The organism is Streptomyces sp. NPDC008092 (genome assembly GCF_042957285.1).
In the GTDB taxonomy this organism is placed as follows: domain Bacteria; phylum Actinomycetota; class Actinomycetes; order Streptomycetales; family Streptomycetaceae; genus Streptomyces.
Window position 1 is genome coordinate 340,920 of record NZ_JBIBHY010000010.1, and the last position, 18,801, is coordinate 359,720.

An 18,801-nucleotide genomic window follows, 5' to 3' on the forward strand; every position below is an offset into this window, starting at 1 on the left:
GCGGTGAACAGAGCGCCGGGGATGATCCTTGATCAGTTGCACACGTGGCCTAACGTGCGGCTTGCGCAGATGGCCGAAACGAGCAAGCGGACTGCCGCTTCCGGTCGTGAAGTGGGAGGTCGGCCGGAGTCCGGGCGGGCCTGCGACCCCGAATGTGGCGTGAACACATCACTGGGGGTCGTGATGAAGCAGGGGTTGACGGGTGATGAAAGGCGGGGGTCGCCGGCCCGGGGACGCGTCCGGCCACGGCGAGGTGTCCGGCCACGGCGAGGTGTCCGGCCACGGCGAGGCGTCCGCGGGAACGCCTCGCCGCCGGACCGGCGGTCGGCTCAGGCGTACGCGTCGAACGTGATCGCGCTCGGCTTGGCCTTGTTGAGGTGGTCGTCGAACTTGGCGTCCTGGAGCGGGAAGTTCGCGTCGCCCCAGTCGGAGGCGTTCAGGATGTCGCGGAGGTTGGACGCCATGTTGTCCCAGGTGAGCAGGTTCTCCTGGTGCCAGGCGGCGTCGTCGTTCTCCGGGGTCTCGCCCCACTTGGCGAACCGGAAGTCGTGGGTGCTCAGACCGTCCTTGTGGTAGACGACCTGGACGCGCTGGCTGCTCATCGGCACGTCGGCGACCGCCTCGGTCTCGAAGTCGCCGTGCTGGGAGGCGGAGAGGTACGACGGGTAGTCGGCGCCCTGCTTCACCCAGACGACGATGCACTCCCAGTCGTGGCGGTGCCCGATGCCCGGGGAGGCCTCGTCCTTCTCGAAGTAGCTGGCGTAGATGATCCCGCACCAGCCGTTGTTGCACTTGGCCCGCGAGTAGGTGTTGGCGTGGTCGAGGTGGCCGGTGCGGCAGCTGCCGGTGACGGAACCGGTCGGCTTCAGGCCGCCGTTGAGGTTGCCGTCGGGGTCGATGGCGGCGGCCGGGTAGCAGCTGTCCGTGTCGTAGTCGTACAGCGGCTCGAAGAACTTCTGGAACGTGGTCGCGTTCTCGGGGAGGTTCTGGAGCACGCCCGCCGAGGCGCTGAAGGGGAGGGCGAGGGTGAGCGCGGCGGCGCTGCCCGCGACGGCGGCGGCTCGGCCGAGGCGGCGGGTCCTGGTACGGGACATCGGGGGGCTCCAGTCGACGATCCGGTGTTCGGTGTTCGGCGTTCGGTGTTCGGCGTTCGGTGTTCGGTGTTCGCTGTTCGGGTGTGCGTCGGGGTGGTCCGTTGGTACGGTCCTTTTCGTCCCGGACATGACATCCGGGTGCGGACCAAGAGTGGCAAGCCGAGCGTGCGATGGAAGGGCTTTCTGCCAAACGGGGGGCGGCAATTCGCGGAACTGATCAACGTGCGCCCGCACAGGAAAGCCCCCGGCGAGACCGGGGGAGGATCTCGCCGGGGGCGTTCGTGGGGTGGGGGCGGGCCCCTAGCGGCCGGCGGCGTGCGGGGCGGTCGCCGTGCTGGGGGAAGCGGGGGAGTCGTCCGTCGCCCGGGCCGGGCCGGCGTTCGCGGCGGTGATGAGTGCGGCCACGGCGATCACGGCCGCCGCGACACTCCGCGCGGTGGGGGTCCCCCCGATCGAGCGCACTCGGGACCGGGGGCGTGCGGTGATGCGTGCGGATGTGCGTCCGAGCACGGCGACCTCGCAACAACAGGGGCGGGTTAAGCACGTTTAATTCGCGGTTTAACCTAGGGGTTGGCAGAGCGCAACGGCAAGGGGTCCAGGGGGAGTTGGGGGTAATGACAGGATGCAGGAACGGGACGATCCGGAGACCATCGGGCGGCGGGTGCAGCAACTGCGCACCGAGCGGGGCCTGACCCAGCGGCAGTTGGCCGAACCGGCCTACACGCCCGCGTACATCTCCACGCTGGAGGCCGGGCGGGTACGGGCCTCCGACGAGGCGCTGCGGCACATCGCGGGCCGGCTCGGCGTCGGCTTCGAGGAGCTGGCCAGCGGGCGCCCCGCCCACCTCGCCACCGATCTGAGGCTGCGGCTCACCGAGGCGCAGCGCACCCTGGCCAACGGCGAGGCCGAGGCGGCCGCCGCCCAGTACGCGGACCTCTTCGCGGAGGCCGAGGCGCACGGGCTCGCGGTCGAGCAGGCCACCGCGCTGCTCGGGATGGGCGAATGCGCCCTGGACACCGGTGACCTGGGGCAGGCCAGGGAGTTCTTCGAGCGGGCCGAGCTGTGGACGGCCGACGAACCGCTGCCGGTGCGCGTCCCGGCGATCCGCGGCCGGGCGGTCAGCCACTACCTCGCCGGTGAACTCCGGTACGCCGTCTACCTCCTGGAGACCACGCTCGACGAGCTCAACCGCAGCGGCCTGCACGACCCGGACGCGCTCCTGCTCCTGTACGCCTCCGCCATCGGCCCGTACATGGACATGGGCGCGCACGCCCGCGCCGCCCAGGCCGCCGAACTCGCCCTCGCCCTCGCCCCGCAGGCCGGCGACCCCGCGCTGATCGCCCGGATGCACCGCTCCGTCGCCCGCACCCTCCTCGCGGAGGGCCGGGTCGCCGAGGCCGACGCCTCCCTGGCCAAGGCCGCCGAGCTGTACCGCCAGCTCCAGCTCCGTACCGAACTCGCCAACTGCCACTGGATGCGCGGCTACGTCTACGCCCAGAACGGCGAACTGGAGCGTGCGGAGAAGGAGTTGCGGGAGGCTCTGGCGATGCTGTCGGAGACCCGGGCCGCCCTGTACCGCAGCCAGGCGGCGGTCGAACTGGCCGACGTCCTGCACCGCCGGGACAAGTCCGAGGAGGCCGCCGAACTCCTGCACGACGTGCTCGGCGACTTCTCCTCCGAGCGCGGCGCGGTCCACTCCGCCGCCGCGCACCGGCTGCTCGGCATCATCGCCGAGGACGCCCGGGACACGGAGGCGGCGGAGGAGCACTACGTACGGGCGCTGAGCCTGCTGGAGCGGGCGGGCGCGGCGGGCGACCTGGCGGACCTGTGCCGGCTGCTCGGTGACCTGCTGCGCCGCACCGGCCGGGTGGAGGCGGCCCTGGACGCGTACCGCACCGGCCTCGGCCACCGCACGGCCCCGGGCACCACGACCCTGGGACCGGCACCGGCCCAGCCGCCGCTGTAGGACCGCCTTTCCGTTCCGCCGTCTGTCGCATGATCCGCGCGACAGGCGGCGGAAATGGCGTGCTTCCTGCATCCGGGCGCTCGATATGGCGGCGAACCGCCGATCGGCTTCTACAACAGTCTCGTCAGCGAAGCCTTCGCGACGCCACGAGCTGAGGGAGAAGACGATGACCGACCACGGAGCCGACCTGCTGATCCGCGCCGGCGCGGTGCACACCCTGGTGCCCGGCCAGGCCCCGCAGCGGGCCCTGGCGGTGCGCGGCGACCGGATCGCCGCCGTGTCCGCCGACCCGCACGGCCTCGACCACCTGGTGACCGCGGAGACCGAGGTCCGCGACCTGCCGGACGCCACCGTGCTGCCGGCCTTCGACGACACCCACACCCACCTGGTCTTCGCCGCGCTCGGCGCCCAGGACGTCCCGGTCCACCTGGCCCGCACCATCCCCGAGTTCCTCGACCTGATCCGGCAGCGGGCCGCGGTCACCCCCGAGGGCGAGTGGATCCGCACCACCACCAACTGGCAGGAACTGAACCTGGCCGAGCGCCGCATGCCCACCGCGGCCGAACTCGACACGGCCACCGACCGGCACCCGGTCCTGGTCAAGCGCGGCGGTCACAACGACGTCGTCAACAGCTACGCGCTGCGCCTCGCGGGCATCACCGAGCACACCCCCGTACCGCCCGGCGGCACCATCGGCCGCGACGCCGAGGGCAGGCTGGACGGCCGCCTGATCGACAACGCCCTGCACCTGGTGGAGCGCCTGGTCCCGGCCCCCGACCGGGCCGAGCGCATCGAGGGTCTCCGTATCGCCTCCCGCGACTACGCCGCCACCGGCATCGGCACCGTGCGGGACTGCGCGGTCACCCCCGAGGACTACCGGGTGCTGCGGGCCGCCCGCGCGGCGGGCGCCCTGCACACCAGGGTGCGCGCGCTGATCTCCGCGCTCGGCATGACGAGCGCGGCCCAGGTGGCGGACCTGCTCGACGTGATGGAGGAGTGGCGGGACACCTCCGACCCGCGGCTGTCCGTGTGGGGCGTGAAGTTCGGCCTCGACGGCGGCCTGGAGGCCGGCGCCACCGAGGAGCCGTACGCCTGCGACCACTCCTTCTCCGGGATGCTGATCTGGGAGCCGGACGCGCTCGTCGAGGCGGTCGAGGCGGTGGTCAGGCGCGGCTGGCGGGTCGGCACCCACGCCTACGGCGACCGGGCGGTCCGTGTCCTGCTGGATGTCTACGAGCGCGTCCTCGACCGCAATCCCGGTCTGCCTGCCGGCACGCTGGTGATGGAGCACGGCGGCCTGGCCGGCGCCGGACAGCGCGCCCGTGCCGTCGCGCTGGGCATCCCCGTCACCGTCCAGCAGCCGCTGCTGCACGACACCGCCGAGGTCGAGGAGGGCTTCTGGGGCCCGGAACGGGTCGCCCGCCTCTTCCCGGCCCGCGCCTGGATCGACCTGGGCGCCCAGGTCAGCGCGGGCTCCGACTTCCCGGTCGGCCAGTTCGGCGCGATGCGCTCGGTGTGGGGCCTGACGACGCGGCAGACGGTCATCGGCGTGAAGGGCCCCGAGCACGCGATCTCGTACGAGGAGGCGCTGACCCTGCACACCACCCAGGCGGCCCACCTCACGGGCGAGGACCGCGTCCGCGGCACCCTGACCCCGGGCCGCTGGGCGGACTTCACGGTGTGGGACCGGGACCCGGTGACCGCCTCCGGCGAGGAACTGCGGGACCTGAAGCCCGTTCACACCTTCGTGGGCGGGACCATGGCGCCCCGATAGGGGCGCTGGGGGTACCCCCGGCCGAAGGCTGGGGGAGGAACTGCGCGACCAGCCCCCACCGGCCCGCACCCGAAACACAGCTTTCTCTGTGCTGTCCGACAGTTCTTCTGACTAGCGTCGCCCGAGTGCACCCCCCACGGACGGCAACCGACGGCCTGCGTCTCCTGACAAGGGCCGTCGTCCACGTCGTCCTCGGCGGCTCCGCCCTCCTCGCCATCGCCACCGTCGCCTCGGTCCTCGGCCCGACCCTCGCCCTCGACCTCTACACCCCGCCCGTCGCCGCCTGGTGGACCGTGTTCACGGCGATCGCCGTCCAGGGCGTCCCGTTCCTCCTCCTCGGCACCGTCGTCTCCGCGGCGATCGGCGCCTTCGTCCCGGAACGGGTCTTCACCCGCCTCCTCCCCCGCAACCAGGCCCTCGCCGTTCCCGTGGCGGGGGCCGCCGGCGTCGTCCTCCCCGGCTGCGAGTGCGCCTCCGTCCCCGTGGCCGGCAGCCTGATGCGCCGCGGGGTGGCCCCGGCCGCGGCCCTCGCCTTCCTCCTCTCCGCGCCCGCGATCAACCCGGTCGTGCTGGTGGCGACCTCGATCGCGTTCCCCGGCCAGCCGAAGATGGTGCTGGCCCGGCTGCTCGCCTCCCTCGGCACGGCGGTGGTGATGGGCTGGCTGTGGGCGCGGTTCGGCCGCGACGACCGGCTGCGCCCGCGCCCCGCCGCCCACGGCCCGCACGCCACCGGCCCCCGCGCCTTCGTCACCGGCCTCCAGCACGACTTCCTGCACGCGGGCGGCTTCCTGGTGCTGGGCGCGGCGGCCGCGGCGACCTTCAACATCGCCGTGCCCCGGTCGGTCCTCGACGTCTTCACCGGTTCCGCGTGGACGGCCGTACCCCTCCTCGCGGTGCTCGCCGTCGTGCTGTGCGTGTGCAGCGAGGCCGACGCCTTCGTCGCCGCCTCGCTCGGCGCGTTCCCGGCGACGGCCCGGCTGGCGTTCATGGTGGTGGGCCCGATGGTCGACCTGAAGCTGATCGCCCTCCAGGCGGGCACCTTCGGCCGGGGCTTCGCGCTCCGCTTCTCCTCGGCGACCTGGCTGGTGGCGCTGTCGGCCAGCGCCCTGGTGGGGTGGTGGCTGCTGTGAGGCGCTACGGCGGACCCGTCCTGCTCTGCCTGGTCGGCGCGGCGGCCCTGCGGATCACGCTCTTCGGCGACCTGTACCTCAGGTACGTGCAGGCGGCTCTGCGCCCGTACCTGATCGCCTCCGGCATCGCCCTGATCCTGCTGGGCGTGACGACGGCGGTACTGCGAGCACAGCGGGGCCGTACGCCGGCCGGCGAGCCCGAGAGCGGGCATGAGAGCGGGCATGAGAGCGAGCCCGAGAGCGGGCACGAGAGCGGGCATGAGAGCGGGCACGAGAGCGAGCCCGACGTCGCCGACGACGGCCACGGCCACGGCCATCACGGCGCCGCCGGCCCGCGCATCGCCTGGCTGCTCACCCTCCCCGCCCTCGCCCTGCTCCTGTTCCCTCCCCCGGCCCTCGGCGCGTACAGCGCGGGGCGGGAGGCGGCGCAACGGGCGGCGCAGGGGGTCGGGAGCTTCCCGGCGCTGCCGGCCGGGAACCCGGTGGAGCTGAGCCTCGCCGGGTTCAGCTCGCGGGCGATCTACGACAGCGGGCGCTCGCTGACCGGCCGTACCGTCCGGATGACGGGCTTCGTGACGCACGGCTCCGGCGGCACCTGGTACCTGACCCGGCTGATGGTCACGTGCTGCGCCGCCGACGCGACCATCAGCAAGGTCGGGATCCGGGGCGAGGACGCGCCGCCCACCGGCACCTGGGTCACCGTCACCGGCGTGTGGCACCCCAGGGGAAAGCTCGGCTCGGCCGCGGCGTGGCCGCCCGCGCTGGACGCGATGTCGGTGAAGACGGTGCGGCAGCCGGCGGACCCGTACGAGACCCGGAGCTAGCTGCTAGGCCTGTGCCCGCCCCTTCTCCCGTACCTGCGCGAGGCGCTGGACGCCGATGTCGAGGGCCTGCCCGGTGGTGTCGTCGGGGAGAGTGCCGAGGGCGCCGGCGGTGAGGACGATCGCGTCGTCGCCGACGCGGACGACGGCGATGTCGAGGGTGAGGGTGGTGGGCTCGTCGGTGGCGGAGGGCTGCGCGGTGAGGGTCATCCGGAGTCCCTGGCGCGCGTCGCCGAGGTCGTTCGGCAGCCCGGTGTCGGTGATCCGGACCGCCTCGGTACCGGCCGCGGTCGTCTCCGCGGTGAACTGCCCGCAGGTGCGGGGCAGGGTCCGCAGCCAGGCCAGGGTCCGCTCGACGTCTGCGGAGCGGCTCGCGTCGACCTGGTAGCGGAGCTGGGCCGCGTCGTCGCCGTCGTCGAGGGCGGTGGCGGCCTGCGGGCCGGCCGGGGTGCCGAGCAGTTCGTCGGTGTACAGGGCCTCCAGGAGGCGCTGGCAGTCGGCCTGGCCGGTGGCCGCCTTGAGCAGGCCGTCGTGCCAGGTGGCGGTGCCGTCGGTCGCCGTCCACGGCACGCCCAGGTCGCTCTCGTCGATCAGCGCGGCCTGCGCCTGCTCGATGGTGAGCGGCGGGGTGCCGGACGAGGAGGCCGGACTGGTCGGGGCGGCCCGCTCGGCCGCGGTCGCGCCGGCGGACGGGGCGGAGACCGGGGCGGACGCCTCCGGCGGCACGGCGGCGGTGCAGGCGGAGACGGCGGAGGCGGCGAGGAGGCCGACTACGGCGAGACCGGAGGCGATGGCTTTCATTCGGGGGCCTCTCCAGGACCTGGACTCGTGGGCAGCGCAACGCACGAGCGCGCAACGCGTGCTCCCACGTGACCACCTCCCGCCCCCGCCCACCACCGCTCCGGTCCGTCCGGGTGAGTCCCCGGCGGCGGAGGCCGGGTCGGGCGTGTACTCGGTGCGCCGGAGGAGATCGCCCGCCGGTGCACCACACGCAGCGGAAGCCGATGTGACCGGGGCCGCTATGTGAGGGCCGCGTTCGCCTCGCGGAGTTCCGTCAGGGAGGTGCGGGCCAGGTCGGGGAAGGTGCGGTCGTTCGCCGGGGTGATCCAGCGGGTGAAGGCGGCCGAGAAGGCCTGGGCGCCCAGGTGGGCGGCGAGGGACGCGGTGGGGTCGGGTACGCCGCGCTCGTGGAGGGCCGTGGCGAGGGTGGTGGTGAGGTTGAGGCTCTTGAACGCGGCGCGCTCCCGCAGCTCGCTGTGGCTGCCGACGACCTCCATCAGCCGCGGGCCGAACACGCGCTGCTCCGGGGTGAAGGAGGCGGCGAGGGCGTCCAGGGCGGCGGCGACCGTCTCCAGCGGGGTCGCGGTGGCGGGCGCCGCCGCGGCCCCCTCGGCCAGCAGGCGGCCGTGCTCCTCTTGGCCGGCGAACAGCACCTCGCGCTTGTCCGGGAAGTGCCGGAAGAACGTCGTCTTGGTCAGTCCGGCCCGCTCGGCGATCTGGGCGACGGTGGTGCTGTCGTACCCCTGCTCGCCGAACAGGTCGATCGCGGCTTGCACGAGGCGCAGTCGTGCGTTGGGTTCCCATCGGGCCATGGGGACAGCCTAGGTGATGTGACTCGGTACCGTCACGGGGGTATGGTGACGGTACCAAGTCACATCACCATTCCTTCCGTCCTGGGGAGAGTGCTGTCATGCGTGTTTTCGTCACCGGTGCGAGCGGTCACATCGGCTCCGCCGTCATTCCCGAACTGCTGCGGGCCGGGCACGAGGTCGTCGGCCTCGCCCGGTCCGAGAGCTCCGCCGCGGCCGTGAAGGCCCTGGGCGCCGAGGTGCGCCACGGCGACCTGGCGGATCTGGACGGCCTGCGGGCGGCCGCGGTCGACGCCGACGCCGTCGTCCATCTCGCCTTCGACCACGCGGCGATGGCCGCCGGGGACATGGCCGGGGCGGCGGCGGCCGACCGGACCGTGGTGCAGGCGTTCGGCGAGGCGCTCGCCGGGACCGGCAAGGCCCTCCTGGGCATCGGCATGGGGCACGGCGACGGCAACGAGCATCTCGGCGCGGCGTACAGCGCCAACCCCCGGATCGCGACGGGGCGGCTGTTCGGCGATTTCGCCGAGCAGGGGGTGCGTGCCGTGCTCGTCGGTATCCCGCCGGTCGTGCACAGTGCGCGGGACCGGGGCGGGTTCCTGCCGATGCTGATCCGGATCGCGCGGGCGACGGGGGTCTCCGGCTATGCCGGGGACGGGTCGAACCAGTGGTCCGCCGTGCACACGCTGGACCTCGGGCGGTTGTACCGGCTGGCGTTGGAGAAGGCGCCGGCGGGCGCGGAGCTGCATGCGGCGGCCGAGGAGGGCGTCACGGTGCGCGAGATCGCCGGCGTCGTCGGGCGCCGGCTGGGGGTGCCGGTGGAGAGCGTCCCCGCGGAGCGGCTCGCCGGGCACTTCGGGTTCTTCGCCGGGCTGATCTCGCTGGATGTGCCGGTGAAGAGCGGGCGGACGCGGGAGTTGCTGGGCTGGGAGCCGGTGGAGCCGGGGCTCGTCGCCGACCTGGAGGAGGGGCACTACTTCAGGAGCGAGTGAGGCGGGGCGCCTAGAGTCGGGGCTGACGGAAGGAGATCCACCGTGACCGGTCAGCCCATCCCCGTGATCATCGACTGCGACACCGGTGTCGACGACGCCCTCGCCCTGCTGTTCGCCGTGCGCCACCCGGGTCTGGAGCTGCGGGCGGTGAGCTGTGTCGCCGGGAACACGGACGTGGACGGGGTGGTCCGGAACACCCTGACCGTGCTGGAGCGGGCCGGGGCCGGGGACGTTCCCGTCGCCCGGGGTGCCGAGCGGCCGCTGATCGAGGCGGCGCGGTCGGCACGGCATGTGCACGGGTCGGACGGGATGGGGGACCTCGGGCTGCCCGCGCCGACCCGCCGCCCCGCCGACGTCGACGCCGTCACCCTGCTGCGCCGCGAGATCCTCGGCTCGCCCCGCCCGGTCACCCTCGTCCCCACCGCACCGCTCACCAACATCGCCCTGCTGCTGCGCACCCACCCGGAGGTGACCCGGAACATCGAGCGGATCGTGTTCATGGGCGGCGCGGTCGCCACCGGGAACGCCACCCCGGTCGCCGAGTTCAACGTCTGGCACGACCCCGAGGCCGCCGCCGTCCTGCTCACCGCCGGAGTGCCGATCACCATGTACGGGCTGGACGTCTTCCAGCGGGTCGTGGTGCCGGGTGCCGAGGTGCGGCGGCTGCGCGCGAGCGTGGAACCGGGGGCCCGGCTCGCCGGGGAACTGCTTGCGCACCGGCCGTCCGCCCCGGACCCGGACGGCGACGCCCCCGACGGCGACGACCCGGACGGCGGCCTCGGTGACGCGGGCGCCGTCTGTGCCGTCGCCGATCCGGCCGGCCTGACCACCCGGCTGCTCCCGGTCGAGGTCTCCCTCGCCCCGGGCCCCACCCGGGGCCAGACCGTCGTCGACCGCCGCCCCCGCCCCGGCGAGGCCGAGATCCACGGCGGCGCCCGCGAACAGGCCCTGGTGGACGTGGCGTTGGACGTCGACGTGGAGCGGTACGTGAAGCTGTACCTGGAGACCGTCGGCGGCGGGACCCCGGCCGGCTGAGGGCACCCTTCTCCGCTGCTGTGGGAGGGGGCGGGAGCCGTCGGCGCCTGTGCACCGCCTTTGTCCCGGGCCGATCCCGAACGTCAACTGTTCGTAACCGAGGAGGAGTTGGGGAACCCGGGCGCTGTGGTGGACCTCATCGTGGGCGAGAGACGGACCGGCACGACGCCCCGGGGGGAACCATGCCGAGACAGCGGAACCCGATACGCGCCTGCCTGGCGCTGACGACCACGACCGCCATGGCGAGCCTGGCCCTCACCCAGATCGCCACCACCGCCACCGCCGCAGCCACTACCGCCATCGCCACCGCGAACACCGCAAGCCGCCCCGCGTCCTTCGCGGCCGGGGCCCACACCCTGACCCTCATCACCGGCGACCGGGTCACCGTCGGCGCCGGGGGCCGGGTCCTGGGCGTGCAGCACGCCAGGGGGCGGGAGCACGTGCCCGTGCAGACCCGTACCGTCGGCGGCCACACGCTGGTCGTGCCCACCGACGCGGCCGCCCTGATCGCCGCCGGGAAGCTGGACCAACGGCTTTTCGACATAACCGAGTTGAACAAGGGCACGGAGCGGGCGGACCAGCGCGACGGCCTCAAGGTCATCGTCGGCTACCGGGGCACGGCCGCGGCCGCCCGCGCCGAGGTCGGGGCCGCGGCCACCGTGCGCCGCACCCTGAAGTCCCTGGACGCGCAGGCGGTCCGGGCCCCGGAGCAGGACCCGGGCAGGCTCTGGGACGCGGTGACCAACGGCGACGAGGCCGCGCCGGGCGTGGCCCACGTCTGGCTGGACGCGGTCCGCAGGGTCAGCGACGACAAGTCGGGGCCGCAGATCGGTGCGCCCACGGCCTGGAAGGCCGGCTACACCGGCAAGGGCGTGAAGATCGCGGTGCTGGACACCGGGATCGACGCCGATCACCCGGATCTCGAGGGCCAGGTGGTCGCGGCGAAGAACTTCTCCCTCTCCCCCGACGCCGACGACCACCAGGGCCACGGCACCCACGTCGCGTCCATCGCGGCCGGCACCGGCGCCGGGTCGGCGGGCAGGTACACCGGGGTCGCACCGGGGGCGAAGCTGCTCAACGGCAAGGTGATGAACGACGACGGCAGCGGCGACGACTCCGCCATCATCGCCGGCATGGAGTGGGCCGCCGACCAGGGCGCCGACATCGTCAACATGAGCCTCGGCGGCACCGACACCCCCGGCACCGACCCGCTGGAGGCCGAGGTGGACAAGCTCTCCGAGGAGAAGGGCATCCTGTTCGCCGTCGCCGCCGGCAATGAGGGGGAGTTCGGTGCGGGCACCGTCGACTCGCCGTCCAGCGCGGCCGACGCGCTCTCCGTGGGAGCCGTCGACGGCAAGGACAGGCTCGCCGACTTCTCCTCCACCGGCCCGGTCTCCGACGGCTCCGTGAAGCCGGACGTCACCGCGCCCGGCGTGGACATCACCGCGGCCGCGGCCCCGGGCAGCGTCATCGACAAGGAGGAAGGGGAGAACCCGCCCGGCTACCTGACCATCTCCGGAACGTCGATGGCGACCCCGCACGTCGCGGGCGCCGCCGCCATCCTGAAGCAGGAGCACCCGGACTGGGGGTACGCCGAGCTCAAGGCGGTGCTGATGGGCTCGGCGAAGGCGGGCGCCTACACGCCGTACCAGCAGGGCACCGGGCGGATCCAGGTCGACAGGGCCATCACGCAGACCGTGTTCGCCGAGCAGCCGTCGCTGTCCTACGGCATCCAGCGGTGGCCGCACACCGACGACACCCCGGTCACCAAGCGGCTGACCTACCGCAACACCGGTACCGCCGCGGTCACCCTGAAGCTGACCTCGACGGCCCTGGACCCCGACGGCGGCAAGGCTCCGGCCGGCTTCCTGACCCTCGGCGCCACCTCGGTGACCGTCCCGGCGGGCGGCACCGCCTCCGTCGGCGTCACCGTGGACACCAGGGTGGGCACGGTCGACGGCGCCTGCTCCGGGTACGTGGCCGCGACCGGCGGCGGCCGGACCGTGCGGACCACCGTGGGCGTGCAGCGCGAGGTGCAGTCGTACGACGTGACGCTGAAGTTCGTGAACCGGCCCGGGCAGTCCCCGGTCCACCTCACCACCCTGACCGGCTACTCCGGCGTCGGTGAGGGGCTCGACTACAGCTCCCAGAGCACGGAGGAAACCGTGACCCTGCGGGTGCCCAAGGGCAAGTACGTCCTCGACTCCGTCAGCATGAAGAGCCTCACCTCGGACGCGGGCGGGATCGACTGGCTGGCGCAGCCCGTGCTGAACGTCACCAAGGACGTCGGCGTGACCGTGGACCTGAACCGGACCAGGGCCTCGGACATCACCGTCCCGGACGGTGCCGCCAAACCGTCGGACGCGGGCATCGGCTACCAGTACGCTGACGCGGTCGCCGACTTCGCCGTGCACACCACCTCCTTCGCCGGCCTGCGCGTCGCGCACCTCGGCCCGGCCGTCCGCAACCTCACCGAGCGCTGGACCGGGCAGTGGACGCGGGGCGCGAGCAGCGAGTACGACATCTTCACCACCGCCGAACCGACCGCGTTCAAGGCGCTCACCAAGCACTACGCGGCGAGCGGACTGGCCACGGTCAGGGCCCGCCTCGGCAGCTCCGTCCAGGGCCGCACCGGCGCGGTCACCCTGTTCGCGGAGACCGCGGGCGGTACGACCGTCACCCGGCCGGTCGCGCAACGGCTGCCGGGCACCCGCACCCTGCACCTGTCCGCGGGGAGCGGCGTCTTCTGGACGGCGAACTTCGACCAGTACGCGGCCGAGCCCGACGAGTACGGCGACCCGGTCAGCGCGGCCCACTACGTCACCGCCGGCGGCCGGACCTACCAGGGCGGCCGGACCTACACCAGCACGTTCGGCGCCGCCGTGATCGCCCCGCTGCTCACCGCCGACTACGGCCTGGACCGCGACGGCAACGAGATCTCCGGCGAGATCCCGTTGTTCTCCGACGGCGCCGGGCACGCCGGTTCCTCCGACTTCTCGTCGGTGCGGACCACCCTCTTCCGGGACGGCGCGAAGGTCGGCAGCAACAGCGACCCGCTGTTCGGCCTGGAGGTGTTCAAGGTGCCGTCCGCGAAGGCGTCGTACCGGCTCTCCACCTCCGTGAAGCGCCCGGCGGCCGTCGCGCGGACCTCCTCGCGCATCGACGCCACCTGGACCTTCACCTCGAAGAAGACGTCCGGGCCGACCGCCCTGCCGGCCTCCGTCCTGCGGATCGCCGCGCGGACCGACCTCACCGGCCACGCCCCGGCCGGCCGCAGGGTCACCGTCCCGGTGACCGTCCAGGGCTCGGCGGCCGGCAAGAACCTCAGGTCCCTCACCGTGTGGGCCTCCTACGACGGCGGCCGGCACTGGACGCGGCTCACCGTCGCCCACGGCAAGGTCACCTACAGGAACCCCGCCAAGGACAAGGCGGTGTCCTTCAGGTACCGGATCACCGACAGGAAGGGCAACGCGTCGGCGGTCACCGTGTACGACGCCTGCTTCGGCAAGTGAGCGGGGCGCTCCGCTGGAAGTGCCGATACAGGCCGTCTGCCGGCTGCAGCGCCGTCGTGGCTGGTCGCGCAGTTTCCCGCGCCCCTAAGGGGCGCGGGGACACCTGTACCCGGCGGGATCAGGCGCGGGTCGCCTTGCGGCGCCGGGTCGCGACGACGATCGCGCCGCCGCCGGCCAGCAGCACGGCCGCGCCGCCGGCGATGTAACCGGTGCTGGAGCTGGCGCCGGTGTGGGCGAGGTCGCCGCCACCGCCGGAGTTCGTGCTCGGGGCGGACGCCGGGGAGGTCGTCGAACCGGACGGGGAGGGGGACGCGGAGGCGGTGCCGGTCGCCGAGGTCTCCGAGGGCGTCGGCTTGGCGGTCCCTGCGGCCGGCGGGGTGGACTCCGGGGCCGAGGCGGTGGGCGTCGAGGACGCGGGGGCGGTCGGGGACGGCGAGGACGACTGCGTCGTCGAGCAGTCCTTGGTGCCGCCGTTCCAGGACGCGATCAGCTTGTCCTTGATGACCGCGTGGTCCGGGCCGGCCGGCAGGTCGCCGTGCTGGAAGCCGTCGTTCGCGTCCGTCTTCCCGTCGAACTTCGTGGCGCCCCGGTAGAGGTCGATCTGCGCGAAGCAGCCGGCGTCCGGGACCGCGATGTCGAGGGAGTCGGTCTGGCCCTGCTTGACCGTCACCGAGTCGAAGTCGACGAAGATCTGCTGGCCCGAGGTGGCAAAGGAGGGGCCGTGGGCGATGTAGGAGGCGAGCGAGGCGGTGCAGGACGCGGCGTCGGCGGCGGCGCGGACCTTGAGGTGGACCTTGCCGTCGTCGCTGACCTTCAGGTTCTGGTCGTCGACCTTCACGGAGTCGAAGAAGTTCGAGCCGTCGATCGAGAACTGGCACTTGTCGGTGCCGGTCTCCGTGCCGGCGCCGGTGCCGGGGCTGTAGTGGCCACCGGACTTCCAGCCGTCACCGCCGGGCGTGCCGTTCGCCCAGGCGCCGGACGCGCCGGCGACGGAGGCGGCACACAGGGCGAACGACGCGAAGCCCGTCCCCAGCAGGCGACGCGCGGTGACATGTCTGGCTATGGACATGGATATCCCATCGTGAATGTTCGCGGAATGCGAAGAAACACTGGGCCCATTGGTCACATGCGCCACAGCGTGCGCCCATGGTGGTTCGGCGTGCTGAACCCTGTCAACCTGCCGTGATTCAAGGTCCGTTGGGGGGTCAGCACAACTCCCTCACACAAGGAATGATCCCCTCCGGGCGGTGTGAAGGTTCCCTTTCTCGGCATTATGGACAGGCTTCCGGTTGGTCCCTCCCCGTCCGAAAGGAAGGAACGCGCGTGGTCGACCTCTCCTCCAGGAACCCCGACTGGTGGCGTCAGGCCGTGATCTACCAGGTGTATCCGCGCAGCTTCGCCGACGCGGACGGCGACGGGCTCGGTGACCTCAAGGGCATCACCGAGCGGCTGTCCCATCTGGGCGCGCTCGGCGTGGACGCCCTGTGGCTCAGCCCGTTCTACCCGTCCGAACTCGCCGACGGCGGCTACGACGTCGCCGACTACCGCGACGTCGACCCGCGCCTCGGCACCCTGGACGACTTCGACGCGATGACCGCCGAGGCGCACCGGCTGGGCCTGAAGGTGATCGTGGACATCGTCCCGAACCACACCTCGCACCTGCACCCCTGGTTCCGGGAGGCGCTGCTGTCCGGCCCCGGCTCCGCGGCCCGGGAGCGCTACGTCTTCCGGCCCGGCCGCGGCGCGCACGGCGAACTCCCGCCCTCCGACTGGCAGTCGGTGTTCGGCGGCAGCGCCTGGCGCCGGGTCCCGGACGGCGAGTGGTACCTGCACCTCTTCGCTCCCGAGCAGCCCGACCTGAACTGGGAGCACGAGGAGGTCCGCGCCGACTTCCGCACCACCCTGCGCTTCTGGTCCGACCGGGGCGTGGACGGCTTCCGCGTCGACGTGGCGCACGCCCTGGTGAAGGACCTCGCCGAACCGCTGCGGGACGTCGCGGAGTTCGGCCCGACCGGCGAGGAGGCGCTGGAGCGCGTCGCGCCGGGCACGCACCCCTACTGGGACCGCGACGAGGTGCACGAGATCTACCGCGACTGGCGCAAGATCTTCGACACCTACAGCCCGCCCCGCACCGCCGTCGCCGAGGCCTGGGTGCCGGACGCGCGGCGGGCGCTGTACGCCCGCCCGGACGAACTCGGCCAGGCCTTCAACTTCGAGTACTTGCAGACCCCCTGGGACGCCGAGGCGCTCCGCGAGGTCATCACCGGCTCGCTCGCCACCGCCCGCGCGGCCGGCGCCTCCGCCACCTGGGTGCTCTCCAACCACGACGTCGTACGGCACGCCTCCCGGCTGGCGCTGCCGCCGGGCACGGACGAGAACGCCTGGCTGCTGTCCGGCGGCCGTGCGCCGGGCGTCGATGTCTCCCATGGCCTCAGGCGCGCCCGCGCCGCCACCCTCCTCATGCTCGCGCTGCCCGGCTCGTCGTACGTCTACCAGGGCGAGGAACTGGGTCTGCCCGAGGCCGCGGACCTGCCGGTCACCGTCCTCCAGGACCCGATCTGGGAACAGACGGGCCACACCCGCAAGGGCCGCGACGGCTGCCGGGTGCCGCTGCCGTGGACGGCGGACGGGCCGTCGTACGGCTTCGGGTCCGGCGGTTCCTGGCTGCCGCAGCCGGAGTGGTTCGGGTCGTACGCCGTCGCCGCGCAGGCCGGTGCCGCGGGCTCCACCCTGGAGCTCTACCGCACCGCGCTGCGGCTGCGCCGCAAGCTGCTTGACGGCGAGACGCTGACCTGGGGCGAGGCGCCCGCGGGCGTGCTGCACTTCGCCCGGACGGAGGGCTGGCGGTGCGTCACGAACGTGTCGGACGCACCGGTGCCGCTGCCGCCGGGCGAAGTGCTGCTGGCGAGCGTGCCGTTGCCGCATGACGGCACGCTGCCGCCCGATACCACGGTGTGGCTGGGCGCTTGAGGGGACTCAGCCGGCGGTGGGGGTGGCGCCCGGGGTCACGTTCACCGCGTTGGTCTGGGTGTTGCCGGCGGCGTTGCCGTCGGCGTTCCCGGTGCCGACGCCGGCGCCGCTGCCGGTGAAGCCGCTCTCGCCCGGGAGGGCCGGCGGGCTGGTCGTGCTGTTGACCGGCGGGGTCAGGACGACCTGCGGCTGGCCCGCGGCGGGCGGGGGCGGGGTCAGGTCGACCGCGGGCAGCTTCGGCGGGGTGGTCTCCTGGAAGAGGACCGACGGGAAGTCGACCAGGCCGGTCTGCTCCATCACCGTGATGTGGTCGAGCACCGTGGCGTTGGCCTGGTCGGCCAGGATCCGCACCAGGGTGTTCCGGGTGGTCGAGCGGATCTTCGCGATCGTGTTGAAGATCGAACCGTGCGTCACGCGCAGGATGTTGGCGAAGTCCGTGTCGAACTTCTTGCCGGTGTCCGCGGTCAGGGTGTTGACGAACCCCTGCTGCTGCGGGGAAGGCAGGTCGGGGATGGTGATGTTGAGCATGGGCGCGATCTTGCGGCAGCTGGCGTCCAGCGCCGCGTGGCCGTCGATCAGGTGCTTGCTCGCGGTGATGACCGCCTGGGACTGGCCCTTCTTCAGGCCGAGCTGTCCCACGGGGTACTCCCACAGACCGGCCGCCCGCACCTTCACCACGAAGTCCCGGTCGCCCTCGGTCAGCGGGCCCCACTGGGTGTTGGCGATGATGCGGGTGGTGTCGCTGGACACGGTGTTCAGACCCAGCATGCTCGGGTAGGCGAGTGCCACCAGGGTCATGCTCAGGGCTCCGCCCACGAAAAGCGTTCCCGTCGCGTTCCGTGAAAAGCGCACTGGTGCCTCCTGCCGGTCGGGGTCCCGCGCAGGGGCGGGGTCGGTTCGCAGAGGAGTACGGACCGGGGGGCCTGCCGAAACCTTTTGGTTTGGTAAAGAGCTTGTGAGGGCCGACCCTGCCCGGGGCGCCGACTTCCCATGACTTGGCCAGGAGAAGGTGATGGTTTCCCCTGCTCGGAGTGGTCATGACAAAGTCGGGGGCAGGCTTCGCCGCATGCCCCCACAGTCATCCCCCCGCATCCCCCGCCTGCCCAACGGATCGGCCGGCCGGGGCCCCGCCGCGCGTCCTGCCCTGCCCGTCCTGCCCTACCGCAAGCCCACCAAGGGCCGCGACTACTGGGTCTTCGACGACGTCCTGCCGGACGTGGACGCCGTACGGGAGCGGTGCCTGGCCAAGGACGACTGGGTCCAGGGATACCCGTACACCTCGGAGACCTGGCCCGGACTGCGCACCATGCCCGGCCTGGAGCCCGCCGAACTCGCCGTCGTGGAGGAGCTGGTGAGGAAGGCGACCGGCGCCGGGAAGCTGTGGGTGCAGCAGGCACCCGGCGGCGGCACCCTCAACCACAACTGCGTCCAGGTGGTCGGCGAGGGCGAGAGCGAGCCGCGCCCGCACACCGACTCGCGGTCGCTGTGCCGGTACGCGGCGGTGCTGTACCTCAACCCCGGGGTGGCCAAGGACTGCGGCACCGCGTTCTACCGCCAGTCGCTGCCCGGCGGCCGGCTCGGCGGCAACATCGTGCAGGCCCCGCACAACAACCTCGTCGAGGCGCTCGGCACCCGGTTCGTCCCGGGCGACCACTTCGAGGAGGACGTCCGCGTCCCGCACAAGTACAACCGGCTGCTCCTCTACAACGCCAACCTCGTCCACAGCGCGACCGGTTACGCCGGGAAGACGGTGGAGGAGAAGCGGATGACGGCGGTCTTCTTCTGGATGGCGTGAGCGGCCGCTGGACGGTGGCGTGAGCGTCCGCGTCCGTGACCGCCTCTGTAACAGCGGGCGTGACACGACCACGACGGGCCCGTGACGGCGATCTCCGAACTTCCCTTCCCGGGCCCGCATCGA

The 18,801-nt window shown here is 72.9% G+C and carries 14 protein-coding genes; 9 read left to right on the forward strand and 5 right to left on the reverse strand.

The features are described 5' to 3' along the window. Positions 1 to 329 precede the first annotated feature (329 nt). Positions 330 to 1,094, reverse strand: coding sequence for an NPP1 family protein (locus tag ACFZB3_RS31410; protein ID WP_217545846.1), 765 nt, complete (start codon positions 1,092 to 1,094; stop codon positions 330 to 332). Positions 1,095 to 1,716: 622 nt separating this feature from the next. Between ACFZB3_RS31410 and ACFZB3_RS31415 the strand changes: the two genes are divergently transcribed. From ACFZB3_RS31415 to ACFZB3_RS31430, 4 genes are all read left to right on the forward strand, one after another. Continuing rightward, positions 1,717 to 3,060, forward strand: coding sequence for a helix-turn-helix domain-containing protein (locus ACFZB3_RS31415; RefSeq protein ID WP_391381211.1), 1,344 nt, complete (start codon positions 1,717 to 1,719; stop codon positions 3,058 to 3,060). Positions 3,061 to 3,226: 166 nt separating this feature from the next. Continuing rightward, positions 3,227 to 4,834: an amidohydrolase family protein gene (locus ACFZB3_RS31420; RefSeq protein WP_391381213.1), complete on the forward strand. Its 1,608-nt coding sequence runs from the start codon at positions 3,227 to 3,229 to the stop codon at positions 4,832 to 4,834. Positions 4,835 to 4,959: 125 nt separating this feature from the next. After that, on the forward strand, positions 4,960 to 5,964 hold the full coding sequence (locus tag ACFZB3_RS31425) for a permease (protein WP_391381216.1): 1,005 nt from the start codon (positions 4,960 to 4,962) through the stop codon (positions 5,962 to 5,964). After that, complete coding sequence (locus tag ACFZB3_RS31430) at positions 5,961 to 6,788, forward strand: TIGR03943 family putative permease subunit (protein ID WP_391381459.1); 828 nt, start codon at positions 5,961 to 5,963, stop codon at positions 6,786 to 6,788. The genes ACFZB3_RS31425 and ACFZB3_RS31430 overlap by 4 nt, the downstream gene beginning before the upstream one ends. A 3-nt stretch (positions 6,789 to 6,791) precedes the next feature. On the opposite strand, the gene ACFZB3_RS31435 is transcribed toward ACFZB3_RS31430, so the two are convergent. Continuing rightward, positions 6,792 to 7,586: a hypothetical protein gene (locus tag ACFZB3_RS31435; protein ID WP_391381218.1), complete on the reverse strand. Its 795-nt coding sequence runs from the start codon at positions 7,584 to 7,586 to the stop codon at positions 6,792 to 6,794. Positions 7,587 to 7,804: 218 nt separating this feature from the next. Next, positions 7,805 to 8,377 (reverse strand): TetR family transcriptional regulator, encoded by a 573-nt coding sequence (locus ACFZB3_RS31440; RefSeq protein WP_391381220.1) that lies wholly within the window; start codon positions 8,375 to 8,377, stop codon positions 7,805 to 7,807. A gap of 98 nt (positions 8,378 to 8,475) precedes the next feature. Between ACFZB3_RS31440 and ACFZB3_RS31445 the strand changes: the two genes are divergently transcribed. The 3 genes from ACFZB3_RS31445 to ACFZB3_RS31455 all read left to right on the forward strand — a co-directional run bounded on the left by ACFZB3_RS31445 (position 8,476) and on the right by ACFZB3_RS31455 (position 13,913). Next, positions 8,476 to 9,366 (forward strand): NAD-dependent epimerase/dehydratase family protein, encoded by an 891-nt coding sequence (locus tag ACFZB3_RS31445; protein WP_391381222.1) that lies wholly within the window; start codon positions 8,476 to 8,478, stop codon positions 9,364 to 9,366. A gap of 42 nt (positions 9,367 to 9,408) precedes the next feature. Then, on the forward strand, positions 9,409 to 10,401 hold the full coding sequence (locus ACFZB3_RS31450) for a nucleoside hydrolase (protein WP_391381224.1): 993 nt from the start codon (positions 9,409 to 9,411) through the stop codon (positions 10,399 to 10,401). Positions 10,402 to 10,583: 182 nt separating this feature from the next. Continuing rightward, entirely contained in the window at positions 10,584 to 13,913 is a 3,330-nt protein-coding gene (locus tag ACFZB3_RS31455) for a S8 family serine peptidase (RefSeq protein ID WP_391381226.1), read from the forward strand. A gap of 118 nt (positions 13,914 to 14,031) precedes the next feature. Here ACFZB3_RS31455 and ACFZB3_RS31460 read toward each other — a convergent pair whose 3' ends face one another. Next, positions 14,032 to 14,982 carry an LAETG motif-containing sortase-dependent surface protein gene (locus tag ACFZB3_RS31460; RefSeq protein ID WP_391381229.1) on the reverse strand — a complete coding sequence of 317 codons (951 nt, stop codon included), beginning with the start codon at positions 14,980 to 14,982 and terminating at the stop codon, positions 14,032 to 14,034. Positions 14,983 to 15,143: 161 nt separating this feature from the next. Here ACFZB3_RS31460 and ACFZB3_RS31465 point away from each other — a divergent pair, with 161 nt between their 5' ends. Continuing rightward, positions 15,144 to 16,883: an alpha-amylase family glycosyl hydrolase gene (locus ACFZB3_RS31465; RefSeq protein ID WP_391381233.1), complete on the forward strand. Its 1,740-nt coding sequence runs from the start codon at positions 15,144 to 15,146 to the stop codon at positions 16,881 to 16,883. Between the two features lie 6 nt (positions 16,884 to 16,889). Here the strand turns inward: ACFZB3_RS31465 and ACFZB3_RS31470 are convergent, their stop codons facing one another. Next, entirely contained in the window at positions 16,890 to 17,681 is a 792-nt protein-coding gene (locus ACFZB3_RS31470; RefSeq protein WP_391381235.1) for a DUF4142 domain-containing protein, read from the reverse strand. Between the two features lie 268 nt (positions 17,682 to 17,949). On the opposite strand from ACFZB3_RS31470, the gene ACFZB3_RS31475 reads away from it, so the two are divergent. Then, positions 17,950 to 18,678 carry a DUF6445 family protein gene (locus tag ACFZB3_RS31475; RefSeq protein ID WP_391381237.1) on the forward strand — a complete coding sequence of 243 codons (729 nt, stop codon included), beginning with the start codon at positions 17,950 to 17,952 and terminating at the stop codon, positions 18,676 to 18,678. Positions 18,679 to 18,801 lie beyond the last annotated feature (123 nt).

Coding starts and splice junctions, on each gene's coding strand:
- ACFZB3_RS31410 (WP_217545846.1), bottom strand. CDS start 1,094: ATGTCCCGTACCAGGACCCGCCGCCTCGGCCGAGCCGCCGCCGTCGCG.
- ACFZB3_RS31415 (WP_391381211.1), top strand. CDS start 1,717: ATGCAGGAACGGGACGATCCGGAGACCATCGGGCGGCGGGTGCAGCAA.
- ACFZB3_RS31420 (WP_391381213.1), top strand. CDS start 3,227: ATGACCGACCACGGAGCCGACCTGCTGATCCGCGCCGGCGCGGTGCAC.
- ACFZB3_RS31435 (WP_391381218.1), bottom strand. CDS start 7,586: ATGAAAGCCATCGCCTCCGGTCTCGCCGTAGTCGGCCTCCTCGCCGCC.
- ACFZB3_RS31440 (WP_391381220.1), bottom strand. CDS start 8,377: ATGGCCCGATGGGAACCCAACGCACGACTGCGCCTCGTGCAAGCCGCG.
- ACFZB3_RS31445 (WP_391381222.1), top strand. CDS start 8,476: ATGCGTGTTTTCGTCACCGGTGCGAGCGGTCACATCGGCTCCGCCGTC.
- ACFZB3_RS31455 (WP_391381226.1), top strand. CDS start 10,584: ATGCCGAGACAGCGGAACCCGATACGCGCCTGCCTGGCGCTGACGACC.
- ACFZB3_RS31460 (WP_391381229.1), bottom strand. CDS start 14,982: ATGTCCATAGCCAGACATGTCACCGCGCGTCGCCTGCTGGGGACGGGC.
- ACFZB3_RS31465 (WP_391381233.1), top strand. CDS start 15,144: ATGATCCCCTCCGGGCGGTGTGAAGGTTCCCTTTCTCGGCATTATGGA.
- ACFZB3_RS31470 (WP_391381235.1), bottom strand. CDS start 17,681: ATGACCCTGGTGGCACTCGCCTACCCGAGCATGCTGGGTCTGAACACC.
- ACFZB3_RS31475 (WP_391381237.1), top strand. CDS start 17,950: ATGCCCCCACAGTCATCCCCCCGCATCCCCCGCCTGCCCAACGGATCG.